Origin of the sequence: Prescottella agglutinans (assembly GCF_004011865.1) — a bacterium.
Classification (GTDB): domain Bacteria; phylum Actinomycetota; class Actinomycetes; order Mycobacteriales; family Mycobacteriaceae; genus Prescottella; species Prescottella agglutinans.
The window spans coordinates 67,939-81,002 of sequence record NZ_RKLP01000010.1 but is presented as its reverse complement, the minus strand read 5'-3'; the positions used below and the strand labels follow the sequence as shown (position 1 = coordinate 81,002).

Below are 13,064 nucleotides of genomic sequence, written 5' to 3'. Positions count from 1 at the left end.
GAACCTGACCCATGGAGGACAACCCGTGACTGCTCTCAATGCGTCGCCGACTCGTCGAGTCGCCACCGCTGTCGCCCTCGCTGCCGGCGCGACGCTCGTGCTGTCCGCGTGCGGCGCAGGTCAGATCTCGCAGACGGCCACTCAGGTCGCTGCGGTGAACGGCAACCAGGCGACGAGCGGGGACATCGCGCTGCGCAACGTGCACGTCGTCTACCCGAACTCCGAGGAGTACAGCATCGAGCCGGGCGGCAACGCGCAGCTCGCCTTCACCGCTGTCAACCTCAGCGAGCACGCGACGGACAAGCTGACCGGCATCAAGACCGACTACGCCGGCTCCGTCACCATCGACGAGAAGGACGGCACCCGCGAGATCAAGCCGCAGACCTCCCTCGGCGCCGGCAACCCGGACGTCTCGGTTCCCGAGGAGGCGCCCGAGACCGTCAGCCTGATCGACGTCACCCTCGAGGACATCCGTGAGGGCGTCCGCCCGGGCCTGACCTTCCCGGTCACCTTCACGTTCCAGAACGCCGGCGACGTCGTCGTGCAGGTCCCGGTCGACGCCGGCCACGAGACCGAGCGCCACGAGTCGGACAAGTCCCCGGTCGTGTCCGAGGGTCACTAGATCCCGCGGATCCTCGAGATCCACCGCCTTTCCGGAAGAGCCCGGGCGACACCGTCGCCCGGGCTCTTCTGTCGGTCGGGCTCACTAGGCTGCCCGCGTGGCAAAACCTAAGTCGAGCTTCCGATGTTCGTCGTGTCAGCACACGGTGGCCAAATGGGTGGGCCGCTGCCCCGAGTGCGGCACGTGGGGCTCGATGGACGAGGCGCCCGTCCTCACCGCTGTGGCGGCCCGTCCGGGCGCCTCACTGGCCCGTAGCGGCGCCGCCGCGGTGCTGCCGACCACTCCGGCGGCCCCGATCACCCAGATCGACGGCACGGCCACCCGCGCCAAGGCCACCGGCGTGGACGAACTCGATCGCGTGCTCGGCGGCGGCGTCGTACCCGGCTCGGTGGTGCTGCTCGCCGGCGAGCCGGGCGTCGGCAAGTCGACGCTGCTGCTCGAGGTCGTGCACCGGTGGGCGTCGCGCGGGCCCGACGATCGCTCGCTGTACGTCACCGGCGAGGAATCGGCCGGCCAGGTCCGGCTGCGCGCCGACCGGACCGGCGCCGTGCACGAACGGGTCTACCTGGCCGCCGAATCGGATCTCGCGACGGTTCTCGGGCACGTCGAGCAGGTCCGGCCCACGCTGCTGATCGTCGACTCGGTGCAGACCATGCTCGCGGCGGACGTCGACGGCGTCGTCGGCGGCGTGACGCAGGTGCGGGCCATCACCAGCGCGCTGACGTCGCTCGCGAAGGCCAGCGGCGTGCCGGTCCTGCTGATCGGCCACGTCACCAAGGACGGTGCGGTCGCCGGCCCCCGCTCGCTCGAACACCTGGTGGACGTGGTCCTGCACTTCGAGGGCGACAAGCACTCGTCCCTCCGGATGATCCGCGGCATCAAGAACCGGTTCGGCGCGGCCGACGAGGTGGGCTGCTTCGAACTGCGCGAGGACGGCATCGTCGGCGTCAGCGACCCGTCGGGGCTGTTCCTGCACCATCGCACCGACGAGGTGTCCGGCACGGCCGTCACGGTCACCATGGACGGCAAGCGGCCGCTGCTGGGCGAGGTGCAGGCGCTCGTCGCGCCCACCCACAACCCGTCACCGCGCCGAGCGGTGAGCGGGCTCGACTCGGCGCGGGTGTCGATGGTGCTGGCGGTCCTCGAGCGCCGTCACGGCATCAAACTGTCCGACCGGGAGGTCTACGCCGCGACGGTCGGCGGGATGCGGATGACGGACCCGTCGTGCGACCTGGCGCTGGCCGTCGCGGTCGCGTCCGCCGGCAAGGACCGGCCCATCCCGACCGGAACCGTCGTGCTCGGCGAGGTCGGGTTGGCCGGCGAGGTCCGGCGGGTGTCCGGCGTCGGCCGGAGGGTCGCCGAGGCCGCGCGGCTGGGCTTCACCCGCGCGGTGGTGCCGGTCGACTCCGGGGATCTCCCGAAGGGCATCCGTCCGGTCGAGGTGTCGAACGTCGGAGATGCCTTGCGGGCGTTGAATCTTCGGTGAGCGTCAGACCGCCGACGTGCCGAACGGCGACGTGGCATCGCCGTCGACGAACGCCGCCGTCGGCGCGAAGTGCTCCGGATTGACGGTCAGGAACAGGCCCCGCGACGTCGCGACGGCGGTGTCGGGGTCGGTGCCCGGCCCCTCGACGATGAACGCCTCCGACGTCGTGTACGCCTTGCGGCGGACCGTGCCCTCGATGCGCGCCCGGAACTCGAGCACCGCGCCCAGCGGGATGGGCCGCGCGAAGTCGATCTCGAGATGCGCGGTGACGACGGGGCCGCCGAGCACCATGCACGCCATGCCCTGCACCTCGTCGAACGCGGTGGACAGGATGCCGCCGTGGATCACGCCCGGGCCGCCCTGGTAGCGCTTGGCCACCTCGAGCCGACCCGTGACGGACAGCTTGTCGGCGGCCTGGAAACTCATCGCCATGCCGGCGGGCTGGTCGTCACCACAGCCGAAGCACTTGGACCAGTGCTGCGGGAGCGGCTCACCGGGAGCCGGGTACCACTCCGGCACCTCCGGAAGAACGAGGTCATCGGGCAAGGTCCAAGTACTGCTCACAACTAGGTAATGTAGAGACGGCCCGACCGTGGCCCGAATGCGGCTCGGCCAGATGTGACCTCGGACTCAATCGGATTCCGACCGGAGACACCAACCGCACGAGGGGGGATTTCGCGATGAACGACGCTGCGCCTTCGGCCGTGCTCCGTGAAACGATCGCTCGCCTCGCCCCCGGAACGGCCCTGCGCGACGCGCTCGAGCGCATCCTCCGCGGCCGCACCGGTGCGCTGATCGTCCTCGGGTACGACGACCAGGTCGAGGAACTGTGCGACGGCGGATTCGAACTCGACGTCGAGTTCGCGCCGACCCGCCTGCGCGAGCTGTCGAAGATGGACGGCGCCGTGGTGCTCTCCACCGACGGCACCCGGATCGTGCGAGCCAACGTGCAGTTGGTGCCCGACCACAAGATCCCCACCGTCGAGTCCGGCACCCGGCACCGTGCCGCCGAGCGCACCGCGATCCAGACCGGATTCCCGGTCGTGTCGGTGAGCCAGTCGATGAGCATCGTCAGCGTGTACGTCGGCGGGATCCGGCACGTCGTCGACGGGTCGGCGACCATCCTGTCGCGGGCCAACCAGGCCGTCGCGACGCTCGAGCGCTACAAGTCGCGGCTCGACGAGGTGACCCGACAGCTGTCCGTCGTCGAGATCGAGGACTTCGTGACGCTGCGCGACGCGCTCACGGTGGTGCAGCGACTCGAGATGGTGCGCCGCGTGTCGGTGGAGATCGAGCAGGACGTGCTCGAGCTGGGCACCGACGGTCGGCAGCTCGCGCTGCAGCTCGAGGAGCTCGTCGGCGACAACGACACGATGCGCCAGCTGGTGGTGCGCGACTACCTGGCCGGCTCCGAGCCCGCATCGTCGGCGGCGGTCGACAGCACCCTCGCGGCCGTCGACAAGCTCACCGACGGCGACCTGCTCGACCTGACGACGCTGGCCCGCGCCTTCGGATATCCGGGCACCATCGAGGCGCTCGACGCGCCGATGAGCCCGCGCGGCTACCGCGTCCTCACCCGGGTGCCCCGACTGCAGTTCATGCAGATCCACCGGCTGGTCAATTCGTTCGGCACGCTGCAAGGCCTGCTGGCGGCCACCGCCGGGGATCTGCAGTCCGTGGACGGTATCGGCGGGTTGTGGGCACGCCACATCCGCGAAGGCCTCTCGCGGCTCGCCGAGGCCTCGATCAGCGGACCCTACGACTAGGACCGCGACCGGCCGTCAGGCGAAGTTGAACGGCTCCGGCGCGCTGCGCAGCCCGCCGAGCTGGGCGATCACCGTGTAGCCGCCGGGGGGGACCTGGTTCCGCGGGGCGGCGCATCCGGGCTCCGACGTCTTGCCCGACCACTTGACGGTGAACCGCGCCTGGCCACCCGGCTCGAGGACCTGCACCGCGGGGTCGGCGCTCGGGTAGCAGTCGACGTTCGACCACAACCGCTTGTTCCCGTCGAGGGTGTAGACGAGCGCCTGCTGCATGGCCGACCCCAGGTCACGCTCGCACTTGCTGGTCCCGATGTTGGTGATCGCGATCGTGAAGCTGGGCTCGTCACCGATCCTGTACTGCGGCTGATCGGGGGTGGCCTTGACCGCGAGCGACTGGTCGGCGCACTGCGCGGTGGCCGCGCCGGTGCTCGTGGCCGTCGTCGCCGAGGTGCCCGCGGCGGACGATCCGCTCGCCCCACCCGCCCCACTGGCCGACGCCCCCGACTCGTCGCCCGATTCGGACGACGGCGCGCCGGAGGCAGTCGGTTCGGTGAGCTCCGACGTCGCGGCCGCGGCCGCGGACTCGGGGGCGTCGTCACCGCCGCGAACGGACGCGATGATCCACACGACCAACACGACGACCACGACGATCACGCCCAAGGCGACGGCACGCCGACGCCAGTAGATCTCGGGGGGCAACGGTCCGTTCGGCTCAAGCACGAGTCAACCGTAATTCCCCCCGCCCGGTCCCCGCCTCAGCAGCCTCGGTGTGTCGCTCCACCGGGGCCGCCGGATCGTGTATCAGGAGGCACCGATCACACCCGGCCGGGCGCCGAAGCAAGCAACCCCGGAGCGGACGCACCGCTCCGGGGTTGACTCGACGGAAGGTCAGTCGACGGTTTCGCCGACGTCACCGACGACGCTCTGCAGCTTGATGTCACCGTCGGACAGCTTGTAGGTGACGCCGACGATGGCGCACTTGCCGGCCTCGACGGCCTCGGAGATGATCCGCGACCGCTGCATCAGCAGTGCACCCGTCTCGACCACGTGCCGTCCCTCGAGCTCATCGACGGTGGTCAGACCCTCACGGCGACCCATCAGGATCGACGGCGAGACCCGCTCGACGACGTCGCGGATGAATCCGGCGGGGATGGCCCCGGTGTCGAGGGCATCGATCGAGGCCTTGACCGCACCGCAGTTGTCGTGACCGAACACGACGACGAGCGGGACGCCTAGGACCGCGACGGCGTACTCGATGGAGCCGAGGACGGCGCTGTCGATCACGTGACCGGCGGTGCGGACGACGAACGTGTCGCCGAGGCCCTGGTCGAAGATGATCTCGGCGGCGACCCGGGAGTCGCCGCAGCCGAAGATCACCGCAGTCGGATGCTGGGCATCGACCAACTTCGCGCGGTCGGCAATACCCTGGCTCGGATGCAGCGGGGTACCGCTGACGAAACGCTCGTTACCCTGCTTGAGGGCTTTCCAAGCGGAGATCGGGTTGGAATTGGGCATGGGGCAATTGTGCACCCTCGACCACCGGCTGTATCAGCCGGATCGCCGAGATTCCTGTGACGAATGCCGTAGCGGTGCACGGAGAAGGGTGAGAATTTCGATGTCGGTGGACAGTTCGGCGTTGCTGCGGTGGTACGGCGAACAGGCCCGGGATCTGCCGTGGCGACGCGACGGCGTGACGGCCTGGCACATCCTGATGAGCGAGATCATGCTGCAGCAGACGCCGGTCGTCCGGGTCGCCCCGATCTGGAAGGAATGGGTGCGCCGCTGGCCGGTGCCGTCGCTGATGGCGGCGTCGAGCCAGGCCGACGTCCTGCGGGCGTGGGGCAAGCTCGGATACCCGAGGCGGGCGCTGCGCCTGCACGAGTGCGCGGGTGTCCTGGCGGCCGAGCACGGCGACGTCGTCCCCGCCGACGTCGATGTCCTGCTGAGCCTGCCCGGCATCGGCGACTACACCGCACGGGCGGTGGCGTGCTTCGCCTACGGCCAACGAGTTCCCGTGGTGGACACCAATGTTCGACGGGTCGTCGCCCGGGCCGTCCACGGCCGCGCCGATCAGGGCAATCCGTCGAACAAGCGCGACATGGCCGATGTCGAAGCGCTGCTGCCCCGCACGCGAGAACGCGCGGCGCGGTTCTCGGCGGCGCTGATGGAACTCGGTGCGACCGTGTGCACGGCCCGCACCCCGGACTGCGACGCCTGCCCGCTGCCGCGCTGCACGTGGGTGGAGGCGGGCCGGCCCGCGTACACCGGCGAACCCCGCAAGGTGCAGAAGTTCGCGGGCACCGACCGCCAGGTCCGCGGGAAGCTGATGGACGTGCTGCGCGGCAGCGCGCACCCGGTGGAACGCGCACAACTCGATCTGGTGTGGCTCAGCGACCCGGGCCAGCGGGACCGCGCCCTGGATTCGCTGCTGGTGGACGGGTTGATCGAGCAGACCGAGGACGGCCTGTTCGCGCTGGCGGGCGAGGGCAGCTGACGGCCACGCCCGCGCTCACCCGAGCGACTTCAGGAACTCCTCGACGGCGTCGCGGTACCGCTCGGGCTGGTCGTCGTGGACGAGATGCCCGGCCTGCGCAACCCACACGTAGCGGGCGTCGTGACCCTCGAGCATGCGCCGCATCTGCCCCTCCGGGGTGATCGTGAACTCCCCCTCGATCAGCAGCGCGGGCGCGCGCACGGCCTCCCACTGACCCCAGAAGTCACGGGTGCCCCATTCCTCCGAGATGTCACGGAACGTCTCGACGTTGCCGTGCAGGTACCAGCCGTCGGCCCGCCGCTCGAACGAATCGAGGAAATAGCGGCCGGCGACCTCCCCGAAGTAGTCCAGCACCGACTCCTCGGTGGGGAACGGCTGCGGCCACGCGGAAACCATTGCCGCCCAATCCTTCGCGGTGCGTCCACGGAAGTCCGGTGCCATGTCCTCGAGCACGAGCGCCCGCACCCGCTCCGGATGGGCGGCGGCGAAGCACCACGCGTGCAGCGCACCCATCGAATGGCCGATCACGGTGACGGGTTCGTCGAGTTCGGACAGTGCCGCGGCGAGGTCCGCGACGAACAGTTCCGTCGTCGGGTCGCCGTCGATCGGTCGGCCGTGCCCGGCCGCGTCGAACGTGTAGACGTGGCCGTGGTCGCGCAGCCACGTCACGTGGCGCGACCAGGTCCGCGCACTGCCCATCAACCCGTGCAGCAGCAGTATCGGCCGCCCGGTCCCACCCTCGTCGTGCAACACGAGATCGACGGTAGCCGACGCCCGCGATCCCCGGGAGGACATGCGCGGCCGGAGTACCCTCGCGTCCATGGCAGTCGTGAAGATCAATGCAATCGAGGTGCCCGAGGGCGCCGGCCCCGAACTGGAGAAGCGGTTCGCGAACCGTGCTCACGCGGTGGAGAACTCCCCCGGATTCCTCGGGTTCCAGCTCCTGCGCCCGGTGAAGGGTGACAACCGCTACTTCGTGGTGACGCAGTGGGAGTCCGACGAGGCGTTCCAGGCGTGGGCGAGCGGCCCGGCCCGCGAGGCGCACGCCGGCGAGCGCGCGAAGCCGGTCGCGAGCGGCGCGTCGCTGCTCGAGTTCGAGGTCGTGCTCGACGTGGCGGCATCGTCCGAATCCTGATCCACCACATCCGGTTCGGGCATGCAGTCCCGACGCCGGACTTTTCGGTCACGGTGTCGATCACCGATTGACACCGTGACCTGTGGGGTGTCAAAGTTCGCTCGACAGAAGCGATGGTCCGACGGTAATCCGGTGTCATTCCGGAGCGGTCGCGCCACTGTGTTCGAGGGTCCGCCCTCGAGAGCCAGACACCCGGCCATCGCATGAACCCAACAGGGACGCGAAATCCCAGGAGGCACCGATGGCAATCGCCTATTCACCCGACAAGTCGGCCGACTCGGCCGCTGTCGCACTCATCGCCGCGGCAGTCGTACTGCTCGCCATGCTCGCCCTCTACCTGGTCGGATTCGACCAGGGCGCAATCTCCCGCAGTGGCATGTACATGCACGAACTGATGCATGACGGTCGGCACCTGCTGGGTCTGCCGTGCCATTGAAAACACTGACGACGAGCACCGACAGCCTCGAGACCCTCCTCCTCCGCGGCCTGCTGGCCGGCCTGATCGCCGGTCTCCTGGGCGGCGTCGTCGCGTTCACGCTCGGCGAACCGCACGTGCAGGCGGCGATCGAGATCGAGGAGTCCGCCGCCGCACCGGCCGAACCGGACCATCACGCAGGCGAAACCGAGACCGCACCCCACGACCACGACGCGACCGCCACCGAGGAATCCGAGGGGCACTCACACGGCGACGACGCCCTCGTGAGCCGCGCCGGGCAGCGGTTCGGTCTGTTCCTCGCGACGACGCTCGCCGGCCTGGCGCTGGGAGCGATCTTCGCCGTCGTCGTGCACTACGCACGCCGGTTCACCACGATGGCGGGCCCCCTCCTCGCCATCGTGGTGGCCGGATGCGGTTGGCTCGCAATCGAAGCCGTGCCGTTCTTCAAGTACCCCGCCAACCCGCCGGCGGTGGGCGATCCGGACACGATCAACGAGCGAACCCTGCTGTGGCTCGCATCGGTGATCCTGGGACTACTTTCCGTCGCGGCGGCCGTCTACGTCGGACGGGTCCTGCGCAGTCAGGAACTGGTGTCCGCCCGCCTGATCGGGCAGATCGCGGCGTTCCTCGTGGTGGTCGCCGTGGGCTACATCGCGCTGCCCGGGATCGACGAGGTGGGCGAGGACTTCCCCGCCACCCTGCTGTGGCAGTTCCGCATCTCGTCGCTCGCAACCCAGGCAGCGCTGTGGCTCGCGCTGGGGCTGGCGTTCGCGTTCCTCACCGAACGCGCCGGCCGGCGCGCGATCCGCTAGCTCAGACCGCGCACGAATCGTCGGTGCAGCCCTCGGCCTCCCCGCCGAGGGCTGCAGCGCCGTCCGCGTGCTCGAACGCCTGACGCAGCAGTTCCGCGAAGACGTCCTTCGGCTGCGCACCCGACACCGCCAGGCGCCGGTTCGCGACGAAGAACGGCACGCCCGACACCTGAAGTTGCCGGGCCGTCTCGATGTCCGCGCGCACCAGGTCGACCCCGGCATCGCCGTCCAGCGCCGCGGCCGCCTTGGCCGGGTCCAGACCGGCGGCGGCCGCGATCTCGACCAGCACGGCGCGGTCGTCGAGCGCCTTGCCCTCGGTGAAGTATCCCCGGAACAGCCCCTCGAGCAGCTCGTCCCGATGCACCCCCGCCAGGTGCAGCAGCCGGTGCGCGTCGAAGGTGTTGGCCGCGATGATGGCGTCGACATCCATGGTCACACCGTCCTCCGCGGCCACGCGGGCGACGTGCTGGTAGAGCTCCCGCGCCTCCTCGACCGGCACGCCCCGGCGCTCGCCGACGAGCTCGAGCTGGCTCCGCTGCGCCCCGACCGGGGTGTCGGGAGCGAGCTGGTACGACCGCCAGACCACCGAAACACGTTCACGCTGAGGGAATTCGGCGAGCGCAGCAGAGAAACGACGCTTCCCGACGTAGCACCACGGGCAGGCGATGTCCGACCACACCTCGATGAGGACGGCGGGCAGATCGGTTCCGGACTGGACGCTGGCGTTGCTCTCGATGCTCACAAGGGCATTCGAACACACGCCGATCCCACGCACGTTCCGGGCCGCCGTCAACCGCGGCCGAGCTCCTCACGCAGCAGCCTCTTGGGGACGTTGCAGGCGTGATTGCGGGGCAGCCCCCGGGAGATGACGAGCCGCTGCGGGATCTCGACCGGGGCGACGCCACGGGCCGCGAGGAACTCCGCGAGCTCCTCCAGGCTGAGCACCGAACCGGGGCGACACGACACGACGGCGACGACGCGCTCACCGGAAGCCTGGTCCGGACAGCCGACCACCGCCGCCTCCACGACGGACGGATGCTCGGCGATCAGCATCTCGAGTTCCATCGATCCGATCGGCACACCGTCGTGGACGATGAGATCCGCGGCCCGGTCGACGTACCGGAGGTAGCCGTCCCAGGGTCCGTCGATCACGAACAACTCACCGGTCTCGAGGAAACCGTCCGCATCGAACGGGTCTCGATCGCGGGCCGGATTGAGGTAGCCGGCGAACACCGTCGGCCCCTTGACCCGCAGCTCGCCCACGACGCCCCGGTCCACGATCGCCGCACCGGTCTCGGGATCGACGAGCTTGACCTGGGAGTCGCCCGGGTTCCGCGGGTACAGCAGCGCCCGCCGGTCCGGATCCGCCGCCGACACCGGTTCCGCCAGCAGGCTCACACCCTCGATGGTGCCGAAGTAGCCGACCAGTTCGACGCCGTAGCGGTCCTTCCACGTCTGCACGGTTCCCGGTGCCAGGGGCGCCGACCCGACCCCGATGCGGGTGACCGTCGACAGGTCGACGGCGGGCGCGTCGCGATGATCGATCGCGGCGAGCACCGCCGGCCGGCAGGCCGTGTAGGTGACCTTTTCCTCGGCGAGCTGGTGCAGGAACACTCCGAGATCGAACGGTTGGTGCTGCACCAACACGCATCCGACCGTCAACCAGGGGAGCAGGGTGCCGGTGATCCCGGCTGCGGTCATCATCGGGAAGGGATTGAGCATGACGTCGGCGGCGGTCAGATGCGCGGCATCGACGACCACCCTTGCCAGGCTGAGTGATTCGTAGTGAGCGTGCGGCACGCCCTTCGGGGCTCCCCCCGTACCCGCCGTCCAGCAGATCGCGATGCAGTCGTTGGGATCGGCGACGTGAGCGGCGACATGAGCGGCGACCCGCTCGGCATCGGCCGAGCTGGGAGCCGCGTGCCCGATGCGCACGACGCCGTCGGGGACACCGACGCCGTAGCTGAGCACCGTGCGCAGCGTGGGGATCTGCGAACGCACCGACATCACCCGCGCAGCAACAGAATTCGAACCGATTCGTCCCGCAGTGACGAAGGCGCCGACGCACGCCTCGTTGCACACGTCCACGATCTCGGACTCCACCGAGTGCACCGGCAGCGGCGAGACCATCGCACCGATCCGCCACGACGCCAGGAAGACGACGACCTGCTCGACGGTGTTCGGCAACTGGACACCGACGACGTCGCCCGCCCGCACCCCGGCCCCGAGGAGGACCGCCGCGAGGCGGTCGACCTCGATGGCGAGCTCGGCCCAGGTGACCCGGCGCGGCAACCCGTCGACGTATTCGGCCTTGTCGACGGGATCGACCACGGCGAGCTGGGATCCCCGCTCCCGGACGCGATCGGCGAACAGTTGCTGAACCGTTTCCCGAGTCCACTCCCCCGAGGCGGTGTACTCGTCGATGCGGATCCGAGGGTGAAGCTTCAGGCTCCCCATGTGCCCTCCCTTGAGGTAGATCCGACGCCCCGACCGTCGTCACTTCAGTTAGCGGTGTGATCTAGATCACTAGATCTACCACGAACTGTTACCTCGGCGCGACCCGGTCCCGACAACCAGTCGAAATCGACCTCGGCCGAAGGCTGGGGAGAATCGATGGAAATCTCCCGGGCCTGCAGCAACCCGGCGCACTCGCCACACACCAGGCGCGGCGAGAACGATCCCGAGCACGACCCGTGACGGGCCAGCACGGCGCTGCCCTCCGGGGCCCGGAACCACCACTGTCCCCACTCGATCATGTGCATCACGACCGGGAAGAAGTCCCGTCCCTTCCCGGTGAGGTGGTACGTGACACGGCCCGCACGCCCCGGCACGGGGCGCTCGCTCAGCACCCCGAGATCGGTGAAACTCCGGAGCCGATCCGCCACGATCGCCGAGGAGGCCCCGGTCCACTCGCGGAATTCCCCGAACCGCATCGCGCCGAACGATGCCGCACCCAGCAGGGCGACGGACCATCTGTTGCCGAGCAACTCCATCGTGTGGGGCAGATGGGACGGCCTACGCGTCCCACCCGAGCGCCGGCGACTCGACGCCGCGGGCACGCTGCGCCGGGAACCTCCGCTCGGGCCGACGCTGGTCACGACATCCTCGAAGCCGGCGGGTCGACGACACCCCGCACACGCCATGACCGGCGTGAACTCGGCGCCGCAGGCGGCATGCCGCATCCGCAGTTGCCCGGCCCGGCCGTCCGGTGCCCAGCGACGCTCCCACGACCACATCGTCGCCAGGACGGGCCACACCGCCCGCCCGCAGTCGGTCAACAGGTACTCCGCCCGCATCGACCCCGGTGGAATGGCAACCTTCTCGAGCAGTCCGACCTCCACCAGGCGTGCGAGTCGGCCCGTCAGAACCGAATTCGAGATCTCGCCGCTCCCGGCCCAATCCCGGTACCGCCGGGTGCCCTCCAACGCCTTGCCGAGGATCCACAGGTTCCATTCGTCGCCCAGGACACCGAAGGCGATCGCCAGCGCGTTGTCGCCTCCGGGCTCGAGTACACCACTGCCCCCACGCACGACCAGACCTCTCCCCCTCGCCACTGGCGGGGAGTATGGCACAGCCGATTCACCGGACGAGGACGGTCGAGTGGAATCGGCCGGCGCGCGGACGTGCCGGTCGATCCAACGCCTCGATCAGGCGACGAGGCCGGCCCGGAACGCGCTCAGGGCGGCCTCGACGCGATTGCGCGCGCCGAGCTTGCCGAGGATCGCCGACACGTGCGACTTGACCGTCGTCTCGCTCATGTACAGCCGCTTGCCGATGTCGGCGTTGGACTCCCCCTCGGCGAGCACCGCGAGAACGTCTCGCTCACGGTCGGTGAGGCGACTCAGGTCCGGGCCGTTCTCGCGGAGCGCACCGCCCGCAGCAACGATGCGGCGCAACGACTCCGGGCTGAACAACGTGTTCCCGGCCGCAACCACGCGGACCGACTGATGGAACGTGTGCGGGGGTTCGTCCTTGCTGAGGAAGCTGTGGGCTCCGGCCGCGACGGACTTGACGACGAGGTCGTCGACGTCCATCGACGTCATCGCCACGACCTTGGGAGGATTCGACAGCCCCATCAGCATCCGCGTCGCCTCGAGCCCGCCGACCCGCTTCATCTTGAGATCCATCAGCACGACGTGCGGGCGGAAGGTCCGGACGGCCGCGACGACCTCGTCGCCGTCACTCGCGTCCCCCACGACCAGGATGTCCGGGGCGGCCCGGAAGATGTCGGCGACGCCTCGCCGCACGAACGGGTCGTCGTCGACGATCAGAACGGTTATCGGTCCGGCATCTGTCATAGTGCGGCCAGAATATGC

15 protein-coding genes and 1 riboswitch are annotated in these 13,064 nt (G+C 69.7%); of the genes, 7 read left to right on the top strand and 8 right to left on the bottom strand.

Annotation, left to right across the window (positions count from 1 at the left end; genetic code table 11):
• The first annotated feature begins 25 nt into the window (after window positions 1-25).
• Both EGT67_RS18665 and radA read left to right on the top strand, forming a co-directional pair.
• Window positions 26-622, top strand: coding sequence for a copper chaperone PCu(A)C domain-containing protein (locus tag EGT67_RS18665; protein ID WP_127917588.1), 597 nt, complete (start codon window positions 26-28; stop codon window positions 620-622).
• A 97-nt stretch (window positions 623-719) separates the two neighbouring features.
• Entirely contained in the window at window positions 720-2,108 is a 1,389-nt protein-coding gene (gene radA, locus EGT67_RS18660; RefSeq protein WP_127917587.1) for a DNA repair protein RadA, read from the top strand.
• A gap of 3 nt (window positions 2,109-2,111) precedes the next feature.
• Here radA and EGT67_RS18655 read toward each other — a convergent pair whose 3' ends face one another.
• Window positions 2,112-2,672 carry a PaaI family thioesterase gene (locus tag EGT67_RS18655; protein WP_127917586.1) on the bottom strand — a complete coding sequence of 187 codons (561 nt, stop codon included), beginning with the start codon at window positions 2,670-2,672 and terminating at the stop codon, window positions 2,112-2,114.
• A 116-nt stretch (window positions 2,673-2,788) separates the two neighbouring features.
• On the opposite strand from EGT67_RS18655, the gene disA reads away from it, so the two are divergent.
• Complete coding sequence (gene disA / locus EGT67_RS18650) at window positions 2,789-3,874, top strand: DNA integrity scanning diadenylate cyclase DisA (protein ID WP_127917585.1); 1,086 nt, start codon at window positions 2,789-2,791, stop codon at window positions 3,872-3,874.
• A gap of 15 nt (window positions 3,875-3,889) precedes the next feature.
• On the opposite strand, the gene EGT67_RS18645 is transcribed toward disA, so the two are convergent.
• The gene (locus tag EGT67_RS18645; protein ID WP_127917584.1) at window positions 3,890-4,591 is read right to left on the bottom strand and encodes a hypothetical protein; all 702 of its coding nucleotides are present in this window, start codon (window positions 4,589-4,591) and stop codon (window positions 3,890-3,892) included.
• Window positions 4,592-4,759: 168 nt separating this feature from the next.
• The gene (locus tag EGT67_RS18640) at window positions 4,760-5,386 is read right to left on the bottom strand and encodes a carbonic anhydrase (RefSeq protein ID WP_127917583.1); all 627 of its coding nucleotides are present in this window, start codon (window positions 5,384-5,386) and stop codon (window positions 4,760-4,762) included.
• 100 nt (window positions 5,387-5,486) lie between these two features.
• Here EGT67_RS18640 and EGT67_RS18635 point away from each other — a divergent pair, with 100 nt between their 5' ends.
• Entirely contained in the window at window positions 5,487-6,365 is an 879-nt protein-coding gene (locus EGT67_RS18635) for an HhH-GPD family protein (RefSeq protein ID WP_127917582.1), read from the top strand.
• A gap of 15 nt (window positions 6,366-6,380) precedes the next feature.
• Here the strand turns inward: EGT67_RS18635 and EGT67_RS18630 are convergent, their stop codons facing one another.
• A complete protein-coding gene (locus tag EGT67_RS18630) occupies window positions 6,381-7,160 on the bottom strand; it encodes an alpha/beta fold hydrolase (protein ID WP_206612435.1) in 780 nt (259 codons plus the stop codon).
• Window positions 7,161-7,185: 25 nt separating this feature from the next.
• On the opposite strand from EGT67_RS18630, the gene mhuD reads away from it, so the two are divergent.
• The 3 genes from mhuD to EGT67_RS18615 all read left to right on the top strand — a co-directional run bounded on the left by mhuD (window position 7,186) and on the right by EGT67_RS18615 (window position 8,748).
• A complete protein-coding gene (mhuD, locus tag EGT67_RS18625) occupies window positions 7,186-7,500 on the top strand; it encodes a mycobilin-forming heme oxygenase MhuD (RefSeq protein ID WP_127917580.1) in 315 nt (104 codons plus the stop codon).
• A gap of 97 nt (window positions 7,501-7,597) precedes the next feature.
• Window positions 7,598-7,715: riboswitch (cobalamin riboswitch) on the top strand.
• A gap of 26 nt (window positions 7,716-7,741) precedes the next feature.
• A complete protein-coding gene (locus EGT67_RS18620) occupies window positions 7,742-7,936 on the top strand; it encodes a CbtB domain-containing protein (protein WP_005515687.1) in 195 nt (64 codons plus the stop codon).
• Complete coding sequence (locus tag EGT67_RS18615; protein ID WP_127917579.1) at window positions 7,927-8,748, top strand: CbtA family protein; 822 nt, start codon at window positions 7,927-7,929, stop codon at window positions 8,746-8,748. The genes EGT67_RS18620 and EGT67_RS18615 overlap by 10 nt, the downstream gene beginning before the upstream one ends.
• A gap of 1 nt (window position 8,749) precedes the next feature.
• Here the strand turns inward: EGT67_RS18615 and EGT67_RS18610 are convergent, their stop codons facing one another.
• From EGT67_RS18610 to EGT67_RS18595, 4 genes are all read right to left on the bottom strand, one after another.
• Window positions 8,750-9,490, bottom strand: a complete 741-nt coding sequence (locus EGT67_RS18610; protein ID WP_127917578.1) for a DsbA family oxidoreductase — start codon at window positions 9,488-9,490, stop codon at window positions 8,750-8,752.
• Between the two features lie 47 nt (window positions 9,491-9,537).
• Window positions 9,538-11,205: a class I adenylate-forming enzyme family protein gene (locus tag EGT67_RS18605; RefSeq protein WP_127917577.1), complete on the bottom strand. Its 1,668-nt coding sequence runs from the start codon at window positions 11,203-11,205 to the stop codon at window positions 9,538-9,540.
• A 44-nt stretch (window positions 11,206-11,249) separates the two neighbouring features.
• On the bottom strand, window positions 11,250-12,278 hold the full coding sequence (locus EGT67_RS18600; protein ID WP_241566114.1) for a winged helix-turn-helix transcriptional regulator: 1,029 nt from the start codon (window positions 12,276-12,278) through the stop codon (window positions 11,250-11,252).
• Between the two features lie 117 nt (window positions 12,279-12,395).
• Window positions 12,396-13,046 carry a response regulator gene (locus tag EGT67_RS18595; protein ID WP_127917576.1) on the bottom strand — a complete coding sequence of 217 codons (651 nt, stop codon included), beginning with the start codon at window positions 13,044-13,046 and terminating at the stop codon, window positions 12,396-12,398.
• Window positions 13,047-13,064: the final 18 nt, after the last annotated feature.

Coding starts and splice junctions, on each gene's coding strand:
- EGT67_RS18630 (WP_206612435.1), bottom strand. CDS start 7,160: ATGTCCTCCCGGGGATCGCGGGCGTCGGCTACCGTCGATCTCGTGTTG.
- mhuD (WP_127917580.1), top strand. CDS start 7,186: ATGGCAGTCGTGAAGATCAATGCAATCGAGGTGCCCGAGGGCGCCGGC.
- EGT67_RS18635 (WP_127917582.1), top strand. CDS start 5,487: ATGTCGGTGGACAGTTCGGCGTTGCTGCGGTGGTACGGCGAACAGGCC.
- EGT67_RS18620 (WP_005515687.1), top strand. CDS start 7,742: ATGGCAATCGCCTATTCACCCGACAAGTCGGCCGACTCGGCCGCTGTC.
- disA (WP_127917585.1), top strand. CDS start 2,789: ATGAACGACGCTGCGCCTTCGGCCGTGCTCCGTGAAACGATCGCTCGC.
- EGT67_RS18605 (WP_127917577.1), bottom strand. CDS start 11,205: ATGGGGAGCCTGAAGCTTCACCCTCGGATCCGCATCGACGAGTACACC.
- EGT67_RS18640 (WP_127917583.1), bottom strand. CDS start 5,386: ATGCCCAATTCCAACCCGATCTCCGCTTGGAAAGCCCTCAAGCAGGGT.
- EGT67_RS18595 (WP_127917576.1), bottom strand. CDS start 13,046: ATGACAGATGCCGGACCGATAACCGTTCTGATCGTCGACGACGACCCG.